This is a genomic window from Streptantibioticus silvisoli, assembly GCF_027947535.2.
In the GTDB taxonomy this organism is placed as follows: Bacteria; Actinomycetota; Actinomycetes; order Streptomycetales; family Streptomycetaceae; genus Streptantibioticus_C; species Streptantibioticus_C silvisoli.
The window spans coordinates 110,951-131,833 of sequence record NZ_JAAGKO020000010.1 but is presented as its reverse complement, the minus strand read 5'-3'; the positions used below and the strand labels follow the sequence as shown (position 1 = coordinate 131,833).

The 20,883-nt window shown below is 73.6% G+C and carries 8 protein-coding genes; 1 reads left to right on the top strand and 7 read right to left on the bottom strand.

Going from position 1 to position 20,883, the window contains the following annotated elements; all coding sequences use genetic code 11:
* Nucleotides 1-184: 184 nt before the first annotated feature.
* The 7 genes from POF43_RS09935 to POF43_RS09905 all read right to left on the bottom strand — a co-directional run bounded on the left by POF43_RS09935 (nt 185) and on the right by POF43_RS09905 (nt 8,041).
* Nucleotides 185-706, bottom strand: coding sequence for a GNAT family N-acetyltransferase (locus POF43_RS09935; RefSeq protein ID WP_271325605.1), 522 nt, complete (start codon nt 704-706; stop codon nt 185-187).
* Between the two features lie 258 nt (nt 707-964).
* Nucleotides 965-2,641, bottom strand: coding sequence for an alkaline phosphatase D family protein (locus POF43_RS09930; protein ID WP_271325606.1), 1,677 nt, complete (start codon nt 2,639-2,641; stop codon nt 965-967).
* 312 nt (nt 2,642-2,953) lie between these two features.
* Nucleotides 2,954-4,129, bottom strand: a complete 1,176-nt coding sequence (locus POF43_RS09925; protein WP_271322005.1) for an epoxide hydrolase family protein — start codon at nt 4,127-4,129, stop codon at nt 2,954-2,956.
* Nucleotides 4,130-4,298: 169 nt separating this feature from the next.
* Nucleotides 4,299-5,021, bottom strand: coding sequence for a VC0807 family protein (locus tag POF43_RS09920; RefSeq protein WP_271314290.1), 723 nt, complete (start codon nt 5,019-5,021; stop codon nt 4,299-4,301).
* A gap of 22 nt (nt 5,022-5,043) precedes the next feature.
* Complete coding sequence (locus POF43_RS09915; RefSeq protein ID WP_271314291.1) at nt 5,044-5,682, bottom strand: TetR family transcriptional regulator; 639 nt, start codon at nt 5,680-5,682, stop codon at nt 5,044-5,046.
* A 65-nt stretch (nt 5,683-5,747) separates the two neighbouring features.
* The gene (locus POF43_RS09910; protein ID WP_271314292.1) at nt 5,748-6,755 is read right to left on the bottom strand and encodes a Gfo/Idh/MocA family protein; all 1,008 of its coding nucleotides are present in this window, start codon (nt 6,753-6,755) and stop codon (nt 5,748-5,750) included.
* The gene (locus POF43_RS09905; RefSeq protein ID WP_372515931.1) at nt 6,752-8,041 is read right to left on the bottom strand and encodes an NDP-hexose 2,3-dehydratase family protein; all 1,290 of its coding nucleotides are present in this window, start codon (nt 8,039-8,041) and stop codon (nt 6,752-6,754) included. Before POF43_RS09905 ends, POF43_RS09910 begins: the two co-directional genes overlap by 4 nt.
* Nucleotides 8,042-8,463: 422 nt before the next feature.
* Between POF43_RS09905 and POF43_RS09900 the strand changes: the two genes are divergently transcribed.
* Entirely contained in the window at nt 8,464-20,880 is a 12,417-nt protein-coding gene (locus POF43_RS09900; protein WP_282704510.1) for a type I polyketide synthase, read from the top strand.
* Nucleotides 20,881-20,883 lie beyond the last annotated feature (3 nt).

The following is a 20,883-nucleotide window of genomic DNA, read 5'->3' as shown; positions in this document are numbered from 1 at the left end:
TGGCGGGAGCTGTCCGCGTGCGGGGTGGCCGTTCCCCGGCGGGGGTTGTCGGCGTGGCCGGTTCCCCGGGCGGAGACTGCCTGGATAGGGGGCGCTGACGTGGCCAACTTCCCGGCGAAGAACCTCACCGGCGGAGCCTCACCCCCCGGGGATCACGACCCCCCGGGATCACGACCCCCCGGGATCACGACCGCCCTCCGCCCTCCGCGTTCCGCGTGGTGTCGAACGAGATCCAGACGTCCGGCGGCAGTTCCGGGCGGTCCGGCACCGGAAGGCGTTCCTCCGTCCAGGCGTCGCCGGCGCACTCGGTCGCGACGAGGTGCCAGAAGCGCACCGCGGCGGCGTTGGTGTCCTGGAAGGCGATCCGCCACGGACCGGGGTGCCGGGCGACGACCTCGCGGGCGGCCCGCAGTCCGAGGCCCGTCCGCCTGGCGCCGCGCACCACGAAGAAGCTGCCCATGACCCGCGCCGGTCCCGCCAGCCCGCGCACGAAGGCGAAGCCGGCGGGCTGTTCGCCGCTCATGAGCAGGTACGGCACCCGGTCGGCGTCGTCGAAGGCCGCGTGCAGCCGCTCCGCGCGGAACGTCCCGTCCGGGTGCGGCAACCGGGCGTCGAACTCGGACATGTCATGGCGGAACATCAGCCAGAGCCGCTCCGCCAGCGGCCGGTCGGCGGCCTGCGCGAGGCGTACGCATACGTCGGTCATGGGTCTCCGTAAGGTGTTGGACGGCGTGGGAGGACGGGGTGCCGGAACCGGTGAACGGGTCCGGGGCCGAGCCGGGGGCATGAAAAAAGCCTCCCCGGCGGCGGTGTTCCGCGCCGGGAAGGCTGAGGTACTGTCCGATATTCTACCAGCAGCCCTCAACGGCCGTGGCCATGCCGGCCGTTGACCCGCTTCCGAACCCCCCGGGTGCCCGGGGACGTCGACGGCGACCCGGGACGGCGAAAGCACCTCCCGGATGCGTCACTCCCCGGAGGGCCTCCCGCTCAGCGTGCTCTCGAACGGGGTGATCAGCTTTGCGGAACCGGCGGTGTCGCCGGCGACCTGGTGGAGTCGCAGGTGCATCGCGCGGTCGCGGACCGTCAGCGTCATGAACTGGTTGCCGAACCACGGGCCGCCCAGCCGGCGCCAGGCCACCGGGAGCCGCGGCAGCCGCCCGTGCCGGGACAGCAGCGCGCCCACGCCCTTGCCCAGCCAGCTCCACCCGACCCGGAAGCCCAGCCGCATGGCCGCCGGGACGCTGTTGTGGACCGGGGAGCAGGTCAGCTGGAACACCCGCCCGGCCGACGGGTGTTGGGCGCCGTCCCGCCGGCGGGCCTGTGCGGCGTAGCCGTGGTGCACGTCGCCGGACAGCACGCAGACCGTGGCCGGCCCCGGGGTGCCGTCCTCGCGCGGTCCGGCAACCTCGCCCAGCAGGTCGGCCAGCGTGTCGAACGAGGAGCGGAACGCCGCCCAGTGCTCCATGTCGGCGGCCCGCCGCAGCCGTTCACCCAGCCGTGCCCAGCGCGGGCCGCGCACCCCGGCGCACAACGCCTCGTCCCACGACTCGGCCGCGTGTATGCCGTGCGGCAGCAGCCACGGCAGCGAGGTGCCGACGAGCAGGTGGTCGTAGTCGCGGTCCTTCAGCACCTGTTCGCGCAGCCACGCCGCCTCCCCGTCGTCGAGCATCGCGCGCTTGCCCTCCTCCAGCACCCGCGCGGAACGCGAGTCGACCACCACGATCCGCACCCGCCCGATGTCGCGGCGGTAGCTCCAGCGGGTGCCGGCGCGGTCCCGGTCCGCCCCCTCGGCGAACCGCCGCAGCTCCGCGGTGCCGTCACCGGCCGCCCGCACGGCCGCGTACAGCGGGTCCTCGGCCAGCTGCCGCGGCGACAGGTTGCCCAGGTGCTGGTAGACCCAGTAGCTCATCATGCCGCCGGTGACCCGGTCCGCCCACCACGACTGCCGGCGGATGTCCTCCAGCCACGCCTGCGAGGTGTTCCAGTCGTCGATGACGTCGTGGTCGTCGAAGACCATGTACGACGGCACGCACGACAACAGCCAGCGGATGCCCGGGTCCAGCCAGGATTCGGCGTACAGGCGGGTGTACTCCTCGTAGTCGGCCACCTGCGTCCACGGCGGCTCGTCCAGGTCGCGCCGGGCCGCCAGCCACCGCTGGGTGGCCGGGGAGGTCTCGTCCGCGTAGACCTGGTCGCCCAGCAGCAGCATGAGGTCCGGCAGCCGGCCGCCGGACCCGCGCGCGTAGGTCCGCGCCAGCGTGTCGAGCGCGTCCGGCCCGATCCGGTCGGTGCCCTCCGAGGCCGGCGCCGACCAGCGGCACGAACCGAACGCCACGCACAACTCGCCGTCGCCGCCGGAGGGCCGGGTGCGCACCGTGCTCGGCGGGTACGGCGAGTCCGGCAGCGGCCAGACCCGCTCCCCGTCCAACTCCACCGTGTAGCCCGTCTCCCGGCCGGGCGCCAGCCCGGTGAGCACCACCAGGGCGTAGTGGTGCCCGGCCACGCACCAGCTCGCCGCGGCGGCCGCGGTCCCGTCGTCGCAGACCACCCGCGCCTCGCACGCGCCGTCGGTCTCCACCCACACCGTCGCGCTGTCGTCGTCCACGTACCGCAGCACGGGCCCCAACCGGAGTTCAGCCATGCTGCGACCCCTACCCCGGGCGGGGCGGTTGATGGCGACCCGGTGACGGCGGGTCGGCGGGGACCGGTCGGGCGGGGGCCGACGAGGCGGCAGCCAGGGGTCAACGACCTCCGGACGGCGACGGGTTGACGCCCGGCGCGGTGACCGCGGGGCGGCGACGGCACGCGGCGCACCGGGGCGAAGACGGCCCGCGGCGGACCGGGGTGACCGGCCGTCCCCGCAAGCCGCGCCTCCGCGACGATCCGACCCCGCCCGCCCTTGCGCGCCCCCGATCCGACCCGACCCGACCCGACGTGCCCGCGCCGCCTCCTCTCAGCCCGTCGCCGCCGAACGGTAGGGGCGGAAGAACGCGCGCAGTTCCTCCGCGTAGAGCTCGGGTTCCTCGAACGGCGCGAAGTGCCCGCCGCGCGCGGGTTCGGTCACGCGGACGACGTTCGCGGTGCGTTCCAGCCACGCCCGCGGCGGGCGGGTGATGTCGCCGGGGAAGAGCGAGAAGCCGGACGGCACCTCGACCCGGCGGGCGTGCTGCGCGGGCGGGATCGCGCCGTTCGCGCCGTACATGCGCATCGAGGAGCCGATCGTTCCGGTGAGCCAGTAGAGGGTGACGTTCGTGAGGATCTCGTCCTTGGTGAAGCTCCGCTCGATGTCGCCGCCGCAGTCGCTCCACGCCCGGAGCTTCTCCACGATCCACGCGGCGAGTCCGACCGGTGAGTCGGTCAGCCCGAAGGCGGCGGTCTGCGGCTTGGTGCGGTGCATGGCGGCGTAGGCGCCCTCGGCCGCGCCCCAGCCGGCGGTGTCGCCGAGCCAGGCGCGTTCCTCGGGCGTGAGGTCGGCGGGGTCGCCGGTGAAGACGGGCGCCCCCGCGTCGGTGCGGTGGACGGCGACGACCCGGTCGGGGTGGTCGAGGGCGAGGTAGCGGCTGACACCGCTGCCGATGTCCCCGCCCGCGGCGCCGAACCGGGGGTAGCCGAGAACGTCCATGAGCTCGGCCCACAGCCCGGCCACGGCGATGCTGTCGGGGGCCGGGCCGGTGGGGCGGTCGGAGTACCCGTAGCCCGGCATGTCGGGCACGACCACGTCGAACGCGTCGGCCGGGTCGGCGCCGTGCGCGCCGGGGTCGGTCAGGAGCGGGACGACCTTCGCGTAGCGCCAGAACGAGTCGGGCCAGCCGTGGTTGAGGACCAGCGGCAGCGCGGGCCCGGCCGGTGCGACGGCCCGCTGGTGCACGAAGTGGATGCCGAGGCCGCCGAGCGGGACGCGGAAGCGGGGGAGCCGGGCGAGCGCCGCCTCCTGGGCCGGCCAGTCGAAGCCGTCCGCCCAGTGGGCGACGAGTTCCCGCAGGTAGGCGAGGTCGGTGCCGAGTGACCACCCGGCGTCCTCGGGCGCGTCCGGCCAGCGCGTCAACCGCAGCCGGGTGCGCAGGTCGTCGAGCGCCGCGGGGGCGGTCTGCGGGGTGAACGGTTCGGGGCGGGGCGAGGCGTCCGGCATGGGACGCATTTTACGGGCGGTACCGCGCGGTGCCGCTGCGTGACCGCGGCGGGGAGTCGCCGGAGGCGGTGACCGGGGGCGGTCACCGGCGGGCGTCGTCGCCCGGGCCGGGCCGCGGTGCGTTCGGTCGTGCCGCCCGCCCGTGGGGAACCGGGTGGGCGGCGGCGGGTCAGGTCCGGGCGGAGTGCGAGTGCCGGGGGAGGAACATCCGCAGTGTGCCGGTGCGGTACAGGGTGATCTGGGTGATGATCTGGAGGGTGATCCAGGTGACGCCGTACAGCACGCCGTCGAGCAGCGGGACCTCGTCGACCGGCAGGGCGTAGGCCATCAGCACCCGCAGCGCGGCGTCCACGAGCAGCCCGAAGCCCCACAGGGCGGTCAGGCCGCGCAGGACGCGGCGGACCGAGGGGGTGGTGGTCCACAGCTCGTCGAGCTTCTCCTCCTTGCTGGGCAGCAGGGACTTGAGCGCCTGGAAGACGAAGGGCCGGCCGGTCACCAGGGTGACGAGCAGCCACACGGCGGCGAGTCCGGTGAAGACACCGTTGCGCGCGAGGGCGACGCGCGGACTGCCGGTGATCAGTGTTCCCAGCGCCCCGACCACCAGGATCGACAGGGTGAAGATGCCGATGCCGTCGATCTTCCGGTGCTTCACCCCGGAGTAGATCGCGTTGAGACCGGGGGCGGCGCCGCTCAGCAGGAGGGAGGAGACCTCGCCCATGCCGGCCGCGCGCAGCACGTAATAGAGACCGATCGGCAGAATGACGTCACCGACGATGGTGAACAGCAACCGCGTGCCGGAGGAGTCCTTTCGGGCCGGTTCGACCTTTTCGACCTCCTCCTCGCCGGTCGCCTCGGCCTGTTCGCCGTCCTGCTGGGGAGGGTGGGGGGTCACGAAAGACTCCTTGCGTGGTAGGTCAGTTGCTGGCTCCGGCGCCGGGCCGTGTGCACAGGTCGAATATATCGGCCACTTCCCGGCCGTGCCGGGCGATATCGAGGTCGCCGTCGAACATGTGCTGCCGCAGGAAGTTGTCGATCGCCCCCCGGATCGACACGGCCATCGTGAACGAGTCGAACCTGCCGAACTCGCCCGCCGCGCGGCCCTCGCTCAGGAAGTCGGTGAGGCCGTCGACGGAGACGACGGCCTTTTCGAGTCCGCCGAGGCTCGTGGTGTCCCGGAACCGTATTCCGGTGACTATCTCCACCAGTGCCTGGGTGTATGCGGGATGCCGCGCTATGAATTCGAAATTCGATTCGATGTAGGCGCGCAATTTGGCCCGGTACGTGGCTGCCGTCCGCATCCTGGTGGCCGTGATGTCGCCGGCGGCCCTGAGGATCGTGTTCACGACCTCCGCGAAAAGCTCCGGCTTTCTCGCGAAGTGATAGGAGATCATTCCGGTGCTGCTCAGGCCGGCCCGCTGCGCAATCTTGCTGAACGAGGTGTTCGGGTAACCGACCTCGGCGACTGTCTCGATCGCTGCCTGTACGATCTGAGCCCGGCGGGCCTGCTGGGTGAAGGTCCGCGCGTCCTGGTCATCGCCGTCTTTTGCTTTCACGAGTAAAAAATAGCACGGTTGAACAAGACGGTCACCCCCCGCGCGGGCCGCCACCGCCACGCCGGCTATTCGCCGTTCACCGGCACCAGGACCGCTTTCTCGCGCACCGCGTCCACCAATTCCATCGAGGCCACGGCCTCCTGGCGCCAGACGGCCTCCTGCTCGTCGGCGGCCGCCCCCGAACGTATCGCGGCGGCGAAGCCGGCCACGCTGGAGCGCAACTGGTCGCTGGCGGGCAGGGTGAAGTGCTCCTCGTGGTCCTGTTCCTCCAGCACCACCGTGGTCGGGTGGGCCGGCGGCGGGGTGAACGCGCGGTTGACGGAGACTCTGGCCCGGTCCCCCCGCAGGGTGTAGGCCGATGTGTAGGAGTTCTCGAAGCCGAAGGCGACGTCGGCCAGCACCCCGTCCGGGGTGACCAGCAACGCCTTGCCCGACAGGTCGAGGCCGTCGGGCCGCACCCGCAGTGTGGCGCCCGCCACACGCAGCCCCCCGCCCAGCAGCAGCCGGGCGGCGCGCAGCGGATACACCCCGACGTCCAGCAGGGCGCCGCCGCCCATCGCCGCGTCGTACCTGATGTCCTCGGCCGGCAGCGGCGGGATGCAGAAGTCCGCGCTCAGCGCGTTGACCCGGCCCAGCCGGCCCTTGGCGGCCAGGTCCTTGACGAACGTGTGCTGGGGATGGTGGAGGAACATGAAGTTCTCCCGCAGCACCAGCCCGCCGGCCTCGGCGATCGCGGCGAGGTCGGCCGCCTCGGCGGCGTTCACCCCGATCGGCTTCTCGACCAGCACGTGCTTGCCGGCGCGCAGCGCCTTCGCCGCCCACCGGTGGTGCAGGGCGGTGGGCAGGGAGATGTAGACGCCCTCGATGTCGTCGCGTTCCAGCAGGGCGTCGAAACCGGTCGCCCCGCACCCGAAGTGCTCGGCGAACCTCGCGGTCTTCGCCGTGTCCCGCCCGGCCACCGCCACCAGGTCGACGCCGGGGGTGCCGACCGCGGTGGGCAGCACCCGCCGCCAGGCGATGGAGGAGGTACCGAGGGCGCCGATCCGCACCGGGGCGGTCTGCGGGGCCGTCACAGCGACCGCCAGGCGGCGACGAGAGTCCTTGCTTGAACGTTCATCTGGTGACCGTAGCGCAGGAGTTCCTCGACCTGGCGTGCGGACAGCCAGCGGAAGTCGTCCCCGGTGGGCACGTCGGCGTCGTCCTCGGCCTCGATGAGCAGATAGCGGCTGCGGGCGTGCTGGAAGCGGCCGCCCTCCTCCGACAGCGTCGAGTCGAAGAGCGTGTGCTCCGGGCGCCGGGCCAGGACCTGCGACAGGAACCGCGGCTGGTCCTCGGCCGGCAGGTGCGCGTAGTTCTCCGGCGTGCACTGGACGGTGGGGCCGAGCTCCACCACGTCCAGGAACCCCGGTTCCGCCCGGGCGTTGAACAGCGCGTGCGGCACCCCGTCGATCCGCCGCACCATCAGCGCGGCCACCCCCAGGCCGCACGGCCGCAGCAGCGGCTGGGACCAGGCGGGCACCTCGCGGCGGTGCGAGCGGATGTCCGCGCCGATGACGTCGAAGAACAGGCCGTCGCGGTGCGAGACCGTGGTCCCCGACTGGTACCAGTCCTTCAGCTCCGACAGGCCCAGCGGCTCGACGGTGACCTCGTGCTCGGCCCGCCGGCGGGTGAGCCAGCTGCGGATCTCGGTCCCGGTGTGCGCGGCGCCGGGCTGCTCCGTACCGCCGTCCCGCCACTCCGGCAGGCACGACAGCACCGTGCGGGCGTCCATGTTGACCATGTCGTCCTGCGACAGCAGGGTGTTGACCTGGCCGAGGGTCAGCCAGCAGAAGTCCTCGGCGGCCTCCACCTCCGGGCCCACCTCGACGACCATGTTGCGGTTGCGCTTGTGCAGGAACCACGAGCCCTGCTCCGACTGGAGCACGTCCGCCACCACGCTGTGCGGTTCGGGGTTGCGGAACAGGTCGATGTAGGGGACAGCCGACCCGCCGTGCACCCGGGTGTAGTTGCTCTTGGTGGCCTGGACCGTGGGGGACAGCTGCACCCCGTTGACGTTGCCCGGCTCCGACTTCGCCTGCATCAGCAGGTGCAGGACGCCGTCGATCTTCTTGACGGCGATGCCGAGGACGCCGATCTCGGGCTGGTGGATGATCGGCTGGGTCCATTCGCTCACCGGTCCGAAATCAGAACGGACCGCGATACCACCCACCGAGAAGAACCGGCCGCTGCGGTGGGTGAGATTCCCGGTGCGGGAATCGAATCCCCAGCCGTTCAGCTCCTCGAAAGGAACCTGGGTAACCTGTTGCGCCTGTTCGGTTTGCCGTTCCTCACGCCACGTATGGAATTCCGCGTCGCTCATCACGCCTTCGCCGGCGGCGGCCGAGGCCGCCAGGCACGACGATGTCGCGGAGTGGGGGGAAGAATACGTACCGGGCTTCCTCATGAACTCCGCCTTTCAGGCCGGGGCACCGACATGTGCACTCGCCCCTGAACGAGGACGGACACACGAGAAGCATGGCCCCCACAGTTCCGGCGCACGCCTAGTCTTCCTCCCTTGCGCATGAACCGCTGTCGCGCTATACGCACCCGCGAGTTCGCCGCGGCGGCGCCCCGCCGGCCCGAATCACCCCCGGGACCGCTGCCCGCCACCTGCCGTGAATCACCGTCCGCGACGGCTAGGAGTTCCCCTAAAGCTCCCTTCGCAGTCACTGCGCGTGCCGTGCGCTGTGGAACGGTGAGGGCTGCCGCGACCCTGTCACCTTGGTGTTTGGAGTGCTATCGATGAATGAGTCGGTAACTGCGGACTCCTCGGCCCCCGGTCCCCAACCCGAGCCCGTTGCGATCGTGGGACTGGCCTGCCGGCTGCCCGGCGCGGCCGACCCCGAGGCGTTCTGGGACCTGCTGGAAGCGGGACGAAGCGCGATCGGCGACGTCCCCGCCGGCCGGTGGGGACACGAGGCGCACGCGTCCGCAGCCGTCACCCCCGACGGCCGGCCGGTGCCGGCCCGCGGGGGATTCATCGACGCCCCCGCCGGGTTCGACGCCGCGTTCTTCGGCATCTCGCCGCGCGAGGCCGAGGCCATGGACCCCCAGCAGCGCCTGGTGCTGGAGCTGGGCTGGGAGGCGCTGGAGAACGCTGGCATCCGCGCCGACCGCGCCGTGCCGCGCACCGGGGTCTTCGTCGGCGCCACCGTCGACGACTACGCCGAACTCGTGCGCCGCGGCGGCGGGCAGGCCGTCGGCCACCACACGCTGACCGGCCTCAACCGCGGCCTGATCGCCAACCGGCTCTCCTACGCCCTGGGGCTGCGCGGCCCCAGCATGACCGTCGACAGCGCCCAGTCCTCCTCCCTGGTCGCCGTCCAGCTCGCCTGCGACAGCCTGCGCAACGGCGACTGCGAGGTGGCCCTCGCCGGCGGCGTCCACCTCAACCTCGTGCTGGAGAGCACCGTCGCCGCGGCCCGCTTCGGCGCCCTGAGCCCCGACGCGCTCTGCCACACCTTCGACGCCCGCGCCAACGGGTACGTCCGCGGCGAGGGCGGCGGCCTCGTCGTCCTCAAGCCCCTCTCGCACGCCCTGCGCGACGGCGACCGGATCAGGGCCGTCATCCGCGGCGGCGCCGTCAACAACGACGGCACCGGCGCCACCCTCACCACGCCGGACGGCGCCGCCCAGCAGGAGGTGCTGCGCCGCGCCTGCGAACGCGCCGGCACCGACCCGGGCGCCATCGAGTACGTCGAGCTGCACGGCACCGGCACCCGGGTCGGCGACCCGGTGGAGGCGAACGCCCTCGGCGCCGCCCTCGGGACGGCCGCCGAGCGCCGCCGCCCGCTGCACGTCGGCTCGGTCAAGACCAACATCGGCCACCTCGAAGGCGCGGCCGGCATCGCCGGGCTGCTCAAGGTCGTGCTGTGCCTCCAGCACGGCCGCCTGGTGCCGAGCCTGAACTTCACCGCGCCGCCCGCCGCCATCGACCTGCCCGGCCTCGGCCTGCACGTGCAGCAGGAGACCGCCGCGTGGCCCGCCGCCGAGGACGGCACCCCCCGGCTCGCCGGCGTGTCCTCCTTCGGCATGGGCGGCACCAACGTCCACCTCGTGCTCGAACAGGCCCCGCAGCCGGCCGCGACCACGCCGCCCGCGACCGGTGACGCCCCCCGGTCCGTCGTGCCGTGGCTGGTCTCGGCCCGTTCCCCCCAGGCCCTGCGCGACCAGGTCGACCGGCTCGCCGGGTACGCCGCACAGGCCGGCGACCGCACCCCCCAGGACATCGGCTGGTCCCTGCTGACCACCCGCTCCGCCCACCCGCACCGCACGTTCGCGGTGGGCGACGACACCGGGGCGCTCGTCGCCGGACTGCGCTCCGCCGTGCCCGCCCGCCCGGCCGGCGACACCGCGGGCAAGGCCGTCTTCGTCTTCCCCGGCCAGGGCAGCCAGTGGACCGGCATGGCCGTCGAACTGCTCGACGCCTCCCCGGTGTTCGCCGCGCGGATGGCCGAGTGCGAGACCGCGCTCGCCCCGCACGTCGACTGGTCGCTCACCGGCGTGCTGCGCTCCGCCCCCGGCGAACCGGGCGCCGAGCGCTCCGACGTCCTGCAGCCCGTGCTGTGGGCCGTCATGGTCTCGCTGGCCGCCCTGTGGCGCGCCCACGGCGTCGAACCCGCCGCGGTGGTCGGCCACTCCCAGGGCGAGATCGCCGCGGCCTGCGTGGCCGGCGCCCTCAGCCTGGACGACGGTGCCCTGGCGGTCGCGCTGCGCAGCAAGGTGCTGGTGCCGCTCGAAGGGCTCAGCGGCATGCTGTCGGTCGCCCTGCCGCTGCCCCGGGTCGAGGAACTGATCGCCCCCTGGCAGGGACGCGTCACCATCTCGGCGCTCAACGGCCCCTCGTCGGTCGTGGTCTCCGGTGACGTCGACTCCCTGGCCGAGGTGACGGCCGCCGCCGAACGCGAGGACATCCGGGTCCGCCGGGTCGGCATCGACTACGCCTCGCACTCGGTGCACGTCGAGCCCGCCCGCGAGGAACTGCTGCGGGTGCTGGCCCCCGTCACCGCCCGCACCCCCGAGATCCCCTTCTACTCCACCGTCACCGGCGACTGGCTGGAGCCGTCCGGGACCGACGCGGCCTACTGGTACGCCAACCTGCGGCAGCCCGTCCTGCTCGAACCCGCCGTCCGCGCGCTGGCCGAGCAGGGCCACGGCACGTTCATCGAGATCAGCCCGCACCCGGTGCTGACCGTCCCGGTCCGCGAGACCGTCGAGGGCGTCGACCCCGGCACCGTCGTGGCCGGCACGCTGCGGCGCGGCGACGGCGGACCCGCCCGCTTCTACACCTCCCTCGGCGAGCTGTGGACCCGCGGCGTGGACGTCGACTGGACCCCCGCGTTCGCCGGCGGCACGCCCCGCACCGTCGAACTGCCCACCTACGCCTTCCAGCGCGAGACGTACTGGATCACCACCGCGGACAGCCCCGCCCCGGCGCCCGCCGCCGTGACCGCCGCCGCCGAGCCGGTGGCGCTGCCCGCCGCCGCGGCCCCCGCCGCCGACGGCCGGGCGGCCCTGGAACTGGTGCGCGAGCACGCCGCGTTCGTCCTGGGCCACGCCCGGCCGGACGCCGTAGACCCGGCGCTGTCGTTCAAGGAGCTCGGCTTCGACTCGCTGACCGGCGTCGAACTGCGCGACCGGCTCAACGCCGTGACCGGACTCACCCTGTCGGCCACCGCCGTCTACGACCACCCCACCCCCCGCCGCCTCGCGCGCCACCTGGACGCCGTACGCGACGGGCACACCGGCGAGCAGTCGGCCTCCGCCGCGCCGGTCCGCGCCGACGAACCCGTCGCGATCGTGTCGATGGGCTGCCGCCTGCCGGGCGGGGTGCGGTCGCCGGAGGACCTGTGGCGCCTGGTGCGCGACGAGGTCGACGCCGTCTCGCCCTTCCCCGCCGACCGCGGCTGGGACCTCGACGGCCTCTACGACAGCGACCCCGACAGCTCCGGCAAGACCTACGCCCGCGAGGGCGGCTTCCTCGACGCGGCCCCCGAGTTCGACGCCGGGTTCTTCGGCATCTCGCCGCGTGAGGCGGTGGCGATGGACCCCCAGCAGCGCCTGCTGCTGGAGACGACCTGGGAGACGCTGGAGCGCGCGGGCATCGACCCCGGAACGCTCCAGGGCAGCCCCACCGGTGTGTTCGTCGGCGCGATGGCCCAGGAGTACGGGCCGCGGCTGTACGAGGCCGGCGAGAACGTCGAGGGCCACGTCCTGACCGGCACCGCGACCAGCGTGGCGTCGGGCCGTATCGCCTACACCCTGGGCCTTGAGGGCCCGGCGGTCACCGTGGACACCGCGTGCTCGTCGTCCCTGGTCGCCCTGCATCTGGCTGCCCAGGCACTGCGCTCCGGCGAGTGCTCGCTCGCCCTGGCCGGCGGCGCCACCGTCATGTCGGCCCCCGGCATGTTCGTGGAGTTCAGCCGCCAGCGCGGCCTGGCCGCCGACGGCCGCTGCAAGGCGTTCGCGGCCGGCGCCGACGGCACCGGCTGGGCCGAGGGCGTCGGGGTCCTGCTGCTGGAGCGGCTGTCCGACGCCCGGCGCAACGGGCACCCGGTGGTCGCGGTCATCCGAGGCAGCGCCATCAACCAGGACGGCGCCAGCAACGGCCTCAGCGCCCCCAACGGCCCCTCCCAGCAGCGCGTCATCCGCGCCGCCCTCGCCAGCGCGGGCCTGTCGGCCTCCGACGTGGACGCGGTCGAGGCGCACGGCACCGGCACCAAGCTGGGCGACCCCATCGAGGCGCAGGCGCTGCTGGCCACCTACGGCCAGGACCGCGACGAGGACCGCCCGCTGTGGCTGGGCTCGCTGAAGTCCAACATCGGCCACGCGCAGGCCGCCGCCGGTGTCGCCGGTGTGATCAAGATGGTCGAGTCGATGCGGCACGGTGTGCTGCCCAGGACGATCAACGTCGACGAGCCCACGCCGCACGTCGACTGGTCGGCCGGCGGGGTGGAGCTGCTGTCGCAGTCGCGTGCGTGGGAGGAGAACGGCCGGCCGCGGCGCGCTGGTGTGTCGTCGTTCGGCATCAGCGGCACCAACGCCCACGTGATCGTCGAGCAGGCCCCCCAGGAGACCGGGGCCGGGCCGGAGTCGGCGGGGACGGCCACCGACGCGGTGGTGCCGTGGCCGGTGTCGGCCCGTTCGGCCGCCGCGGTGGACGAGCAGGTGGCCCGGCTGACGGCGCACACCGACCGTGCCGGGCTCGATCCGGTGGATGTGGGCTGGTCGTTGGTGTCGTCGCGTGCGGTCTTCGAGCATCGTGCGGTGCTGGTCGATGGTGCTGTGGTGGCGTCGGGTTCGGTGGGTGGTGCGCTGGGTGGTTCGGTGTTCGTCTTCCCGGGCCAGGGTTCGCAGTGGGTGGGGATGGCGGTGGGGTTGCTGGACTCCTCGCCGGTGTTCGCGGCCCGGTTCGCGGAGTGCGGGGTGGCGTTGGAGGAGTTCGTCGACTGGTCGCTGTCGGACGTGGTGCGCGGGGTGGAGGGTGCTCCGGGGTTCGACCGGGTGGATGTGGTGCAGCCGGCGTTGTGGGCGGTGATGGTGTCGCTGGCGGCGTTGTGGGAGTCGTTCGGTGTGGTGCCGTCGGCGGTGGTGGGGCATTCGCAGGGTGAGATCGCGGCGGCGTGTGTCGCGGGTGGTCTGAGTCTGCGTGACGGTGCCCGGGTGGTGGCGTTGCGCAGTCGGGCGATCACGGTGATGGCCGGGCACGGCGGGATGGTGTCGGTGGCTCTGCCGCACGCGGATGCCGAGGAGCTGGCGGGTCGTTGGGACGGTGTGTCGGTCGCGGCGGTGAACGGTCCGACGTCGGTCGTGGTCAGTGGTGACGCGGACGCGTTGGACGAACTGGTCGCGCACTGCGGGGAGTCGGGGGTGCGCGCCCGCCGTATCGAGGTGGACTACGCGTCGCACTCGGCTCATGTGGAGTCGTTGAAGGACGAGTTGTTCGACGTGCTGTCGGACGTGGTGCCGTCGAAGCCCCGGGTGCCGTTCTTCTCGACGGTGACGGGGGAGTGGGTCGAGGAGGCGGTCTTCGACGCGGAGTACTGGTTCTCCAACCTGCGGCGCACGGTCCGGTTGGAGTCGTCGGTGCGGGAGTTGGCGGCGCAGGGGCATCGGGTGTTCGTGGAGATGAGCCCGCACCCGGTGCTGACCATGCCGGTGGAGGAGACCTTGGCGGATGCCGGGGTGGACGCGGTCGTGACGGGGACGTTGCGGCGCGGTGAGGGTGGACTGGCCCGGTTCTACGCCTCGTTGGGTGAGGTGTGGGCCGCGGGTGTGGCGGTGGAGTGGGACAAGGCGTTCAGTGGTCTGGCGCCGCGTCGGGTGGAGTTGCCGACCTATGCCTTCCAGCGTCAGCGGTTCTGGCTGGAGCCGGCCCGCCTGGTGGAGGCGGTTGGTGCCGCCTCCGGTGCGGTGGACGAGGCGTTCTGGGAGACCGTCGAGCGCGAGGACCTGGCGGAGTTGGCCGGGGCGCTGGGTCTGGCGGACCCCGAATCGCTGAGTGAGGTGCTGCCGGCCCTGTCGTCGTACCGCAAGTCCGCGCAGCAGCGCGGCACGGTGGACGGGTGGCGTTATCGGATCGTGTGGCGCCCGCAGGCCGAGCCGGCGGCGTCCGCGCTGCGCGGCACCTGGCTGGTCGTGCTGCCCGAGGGCGGCCAGGAGAACCCGCACGTCGAATCCGTCCTTCAGGCGTTCGGCACGCGGGACGCCGCCACGCGGGTGCTGTTCGCCGGTACCGAGGACACCGACCGGCAGGCCCTGGCGCACCGGCTGAACGCCGAGGCGGAACACGGCCCGATCGCGGGTGTGCTCTCCCTCGCCGGGCTGGACGAGCGCCCGCACGCCGGGAACGAGGCACTGCCCACCGGCCTGGTCGTCGACCTCGCACTCGTGCAGGCACTGGGCGACGCCGGGATCGACGCCCCGCTGTGGTGCGTCACCAGCGGAGCGGTCGCCGCCGCCGGCGACCGCGCCCCCGCGGCCCCGTCGCAGGCCGGCGTCTGGGGACTCGGCAGGGTCGCCGCCCTGGAGTACCCGCAGCGCTGGGGCGGTCTGGTGGACCTGCCGCCGGCCGCGGGCGCCCGCACCGCCGAACTGCTGCTGAACCTGCTCGCCGCCGGCGGCCACGAGGACCAGGTCGCCATCCGCGACAGCGGGCTGTTCGTCCGCCGGCTCGTGCACGCCGCCGCGGGCGGTGCGACGGCCCCCCGCACCTGGCGGCCGCGCGGCACGGTGCTCGTCACCGGCGGCACCGGCGCGCTCGGCGTGCGGATGGCGCGCTGGCTGGCCCGCCAGGGCGCCGAGCACCTGGTGCTCACCGGCCGCCGCGGCGCGTCCACCCCCGGCATGGCCGAACTGTGCGAGGAACTGGAGGGCCAGGGCGTCCGCGTCACCGTCGCCGCCTGCGACACCGCGGACGGGGACGCCGTCGCCGAGCTGGTACGCCGCGTCCAGGAGCAGGACGGCGCGCCGATCCGCTCCGTCGTGCACGCGGCGGGCGTCAGCGAGCTGAGCCCCCTTCAGGACACCAGCGCCGACGACCTGCTCTCCACGTTCGCCGGCAAGGTGCGCGGCGCCGACCACCTCGACGCCGTGCTCGACGCCGCCTCGCTCGACGCCGTCGTCTACTTCTCCTCCATCTCCGGCACCTGGGGTGTCGCCGACCACGCCGCGTACGCCGCCGCCAACGCCGTCATCGACGCGCGGGCCGAGCAGCGCAGGGCCGACGGCGCGCCCGTCCTGTCGATCGCCTGGGGCCCCTGGGACGGCGGCGGCATGATCGCCGAGTCCGTGCAGGACGTCCTGCGCCGCCGGGGCGTACCGGTGATCGACCCGGACACCGCGATCCTCGGCCTCCAGCAGGCGCTCGACGGCGACGAGACGTTCGTCGCCGTGGCCGACGTGGACTGGAAGCGGTTCGCCGGCGTCTTCACCTCCGTACGGCGCAGCCATCTGCTCGACGAGATCCCCGAGGCCCGCACCGCTGAGGACGACACCAGCGGCCAGGACACCGCCTCGCCGGCCCACCGGCTGGCCGAACTGGCGCCGGCGCAGCGCTCGGCGGCGCTGACGGCGCTGGTGAACGACAACATCGCACAGGTCCTCGGCCACGACAGCACCGTCACCGTCGACGCCGAACGCGCCTTCAAGGACCTGGGCTTCGACTCGCTGACCGCGGTCGAGCTGCGCAACCGGCTGGCGAAGGCCACCGGCCTGCGGCTGCCCACCACCGTGGTCTTCGACCACCCCAGCGCCAACGCCCTGGTGGCCTTCCTCGACGAGCGGATCGCCGGCGGCCGGGCCCCCGAGCGCGCCGCCGCCCCCGCCGTCCAGCACGGCCCCGCCGTCGACAACGAACCCATCGCGATCGTGTCGATGGGCTGCCGTTTCCCGGGCGGGGTGCGGTCGCCGGAGGACCTGTGGCGCCTGGTGCGCGACGAGGTCGACGCCGTCTCGGAGTTCCCCGCCGACCGCGGCTGGGACCTCGACGGCCTCTACGACCCCGACCCCGACCACCACGGCACCAGCTACGTCCGGCAGAGCGGCTTCCTGCACGACGCCCCCGAGTTCGACGCCGGGTTCTTCGGCATCTCGCCGCGTGAGGCGGTGGCGATGGACCCCCAGCAGCGCCTGCTGCTGGAAACGACGTGGGAGGCGTTCGAACGGGCCGGCCTGGACCCCAGGGGGCTGCGCGGCAGTTCGACCGGCGTGTACGTCGGCATGACCGACCAGGAGTACGTCGCCCGCCTGCGCGGCGCCTCCGGTGAGGCGGAGGGATACCTCGCCACCGGTGCCGCCTCCAGCGTGGCGTCGGGCCGTATCGCCTACACCCTGGGCCTTGAGGGGCCGGCGGTCACCGTGGACACCGCGTGCTCGTCGTCGCTGGTCGCCCTGCACATGGCCGTCCGGGCGCTGCGGGCCGGCGAATGCGGGCTGGCGCTGGCCGGCGGCGTGATGGTGATGTCGGGCCCCGGGCCGTTCGTCGCCTTCAGCCGGCAGCGCGCCCTCGCCGCGGACGGCCGCTGCAAGCCGTTCTCCGCCGGCGCCGACGGGTTCGCCCTCTCCGAGGGCGCGGCCGTCCTGGTGCTGGAGCGGCTGTCCGACGCGCGGCGCAACGGGCACCCGGTGGTCGCCGTGGTCCGCGGCAGCGCGATCAACCAGGACGGCGCGAGCAACGGTCTGACGGCGCCGAACGGTCCGTCGCAGCAGCGCGTGATCATGGCGGCGCTGGAGGACGCGGGCCTGTCGGCCGCCGACGTCGACGCGGTGGAGGCGCACGGCACCGGCACCGCGCTGGGCGACCCGATCGAGGCGCAGGCGCTGCTGGCCACCTACGGCCAGGACCGCCCCGACGGCCGGCCGCTGTGGCTCGGCTCGGTGAAGTCCAACATCGGCCACGCCCAGACCGTCTCCGGCATGGCCGGTGTGATCAAGATGGTCGAGTCGATGCGGCACGGTCTGCTGCCCAGGACGATCAACGTCGACGAGCCGTCGCCGCACGTCGACTGGTCCGCCGGTGCGGTGGAGCTGCTGTCGCAGTCGCGTGCGTGGGAGGAGAACGGCCGGCCGCGGCGCGCGGGTGTGTCGTCGTTCGGCATCAGCGGCACCAACGCCCACGTCCTGCTCGAACAGCCCGAGCCCGAGCCCGCCGCCGGGCCCGTCGCGGAGCCGGTGGTCCGGCCGTCGGACGCCGTGGCGCCGTGGCCGGTCTCGGCCCGCTCCACGGAGGCGCTGGAGGAGCAGGCGGAGCGCTTGGCGTCCGCCGTGCGCGACGCCGGGCTCGATCCGGTGGATGTGGGCTGGTCGTTGGTGTCGTCGCGTGCGGTCTTCGAGCATCGTGCGGTGCTGGTCGATGGTGCTGTGGTGGCGTCGGGTTCGGTGGGTGGTGCGCTGGGTGGTTCGGTGTTCGTCTTCCCGGGCCAGGGTTCGCAGTGGGTGGGTATGGCGGTGGGGTTGCTGGATTCCTCGCCGGTGTTCGCGGCCCGGTTCGCGGAGTGCGGGGTGGCGCTGGAGGAGTTCGTCGACTGGTCGTTGTCGGATGTGGTGCGCGGGGTGGAGGGTGCTCCGGGGTTCGACCGGGTTGATGTGGTGCAGCCGGCGTTGTGGGCGGTGATGGTGTCGCTGGCGGCGTTGTGGGAGTCGTTCGGTGTGGTGCCGTCGGCGGTGGTGGGGCATTCGCAGGGTGAGATCGCGGCGGCGTGTGTGGCGGGTGGTCTGAGTCTGCGTGACGGTGCCCGGGTGGTGGCGTTGCGCAGTCGGGCGATCACGGTGATGGCCGGGCACGGCGGGATGGTGTCGGTGGCCCTGCCGCACGCGGATGCCGAGGAGTTGGCGGGTCGTTGGGAGGGTGTGTCGGTCGCGGCGGTGAACGGTCCGACGTCGGTCGTGGTCAGTGGTGACGCGGACGCGTTGGACGAACTGGTCGCGCACTGCGAGGCGTCCGGTGTACGGGCGCGGCGGATCGAGGTGGACTACGCGTCGCACTCGGCGCACGTGGAGTCGCTGAAGGACGAACTCCTGGAGGTCCTGGCGCCGGTGGCGCCGTCGAAGCCCCGGGTGCCGTTCTTCTCGACGGTGACGGGGGAGTGGGTCGAGGACGCGGTCTTCGACGCGGAGTACTGGTTCACGAACCTGCGGCGTACGGTCCGGTTGGAGTCGTCGGTGCGGGAGTTGGCGGCGCAGGGGCACCGGGTGTTCGTGGAGATGAGCCCGCACCCGGTGCTGACCATGCCGGTGGAGGAGACCTTGGCGGATGCCGGGGTGGACGCGGTGGTGTCCGGCACCCTGCGGCGCGGTGAGGGTGGACTCGCCCGCTTCTACGCCTCGTTGGGTGAGGTGTGGGCCGCGGGTGTGGCGGTGGAGTGGGACAAGGCGTTCACCGGGCTGGCACCGTCCCGGGTGGAGTTGCCGACCTACGCCTTCCAGCGTCAGCGGTTCTGGCTGGAGCCGGCCCGCCCGGCCGAGGTCGCTGGTGCCGCTTCGGGTGCGGTGGACGAGGCGTTCTGGGAGACCGTCGAGCGCGAGGACCTGGCCGAGTTGGCCGGGGCGCTGGGTCTGGTGGACCCCGAATCGCTGAGTGAGGTGCTGCCGGCTCTGTCGTCGTACCGCAAGTCCGCGCAGCAGCGCGGCACGGTGGACGGGTGGCGTTACCGGATCGTGTGGCGCCCGCAGGCCGAGCCGGCGGCGTCCGCGCTGCGCGGCACCTGGCTGGTGGCGCTGCCCGAGGACGGTGAGCGCGACCCGCACATCGACTCCGTCCTGCGGGCGTTCGACGCGGCCGGCGCCGAGGCGGTGCGGTTCACCGTGCCGCGGAGCACCGACCGCAAGCTGCTCGCGGACCGGTTGCGCGGGGAGACCGCCGGGTCGGTGTCGTACGCCGGGGTGGTCTCGCTCCTGGCCTTCGACGACCAGGAGGGCGACCGCGGTCCGGGCGTCTCGGGCGGTCTGCTCGGCACGATGGCCCTGGCCCAGGCACTCGACGACGCCGAGGTCGGCGGGCGGTTGTGGTGCGTCACCCGGGGTGCGGTCTCCACCGAGCGCGGCGAGATCGCCGCCAGCCCGGCGCAGGCCGCGGTGTGGGGCCTGGCCCGGGTCATCGGCCTGGACTCCCCCGACCGGCACGGCGGGCTGGTGGACCTGCCCGCCGCCGTCGACGACGCCGCGGTGCGGCGGCTGACCGCGCTGCTGGCCGGCGCCGGTGAGGAGACGGACGGGCGCGAGAGCGAGTTCGCGATCCGGCGCACCGGAGTCCGGGTGCGGCGCATGGTCCGCGACCCGCTCGGTGCGGCGGCGCGCAACGAGCCCTGGCGGCCGCGCGGCACCGTCCTGGTGACCGGCGGCACCGGAGCGCTCGGCTCGCACGTGGCCCGCTCGCTGGCCCGCAACGGCGCCGAGCACCTGCTGCTGACCAGCCGGCGCGGCCCGGACGCCCCCGGGGCCGGCGAACTGCGCAACGAACTGACTGCCCTGGGCTGCCAGGTCACCGTCGCGCGGTGCGACGTCGCCGACCGCGATGCGCTCGCCGCCCTGCTGGCGGGCGTGCCGGAGCAGTTCCCGCTCACCGCGGTCGTGCACACCGCCGGCGCCGTCGAGGAGGCCCGGCCGCTGGCCGAACTCACCCTGGACGACGCGGTGGCCATCGCACGGGCCAAGGTCGCCGGGGCCCTGCACCTCGACGAACTGCTGGCGGACCGCGAGCTGGACGCGTTCGTGCTCTTCTCCTCCGGCGCCGGGGTCTGGGGCAACGGCGGCCAGGCACCGTACGCGGCGGCCAACGCGCACCTCGACGCGATCGCCGAACGCCGCAGGGCCGCGGGCCGGACGGCCACCTCGGTCGCCTGGGGCGCCTGGGCCGGCGGCGGCATGGTGGACGAGGCGGTGGCCGAACAGCTGCTGCGCCGCGGTGTCCCCGCGATGCGGCCGGAAACCGCCGCGCACGCCCTGCTGGAAGCGGTGGCCGCCGACGAGACCGCGCTCGTCGTCGCCGACATCCGCTGGGACCGCTTCCTGCCCGCGTACTGCGCGCACGGCCACCGCCCGCTGCTGGACGAGGTGCCCGACGTCCGCGACCTGCTGGCCGCGCGGCGCGCGACGCCGCCGGCCGCCGAGGCCGAGGAGAGCGACGGGCGCTCCGCGCTGCTGCGGCAGCTCGCCGAACTGCCGGACAACAAGCGCAGGCGCAAGCTCACCGAACTGGTCCGCACCCAGGCGGGCGCGGTGCTGGGGCATTCCTCGGGCGACATGGTCAAGCCAGGCCGTGCCTTCCGCGAGCTGGGCTTCGACTCGCTGACGGCCGTCGAACTGCGCAACCGGATCGCCGCGGCCTGCGGGGTCAAGCTCCCCGCGACGCTGGTCTTCGACCATCCGACCCCCAACGCGCTGGCCGCGCACCTGGCGTCGGTGCTGCTGCCGGCCCTCGAAGCGCAACCGGAGCCGGTGGGCGCGGTGACCGTGCCCGAGGGGCTGCGGCAGGTGGAGGCCGCGTTCCACCAGGCGCCCGACCCGGACACGCGCCGCGCGCTCACCGAAGGACTTCGCGACCTGCTGGACGCCTGGGCGTCGAGCGACGAACCGCAGGAGGCCGCCGTCGACGACGACGTGGCCGACGCGACCGATGAGGACATGTTCGACCTGATCGACAGGGAACTCGGGATTTCCTGAGCC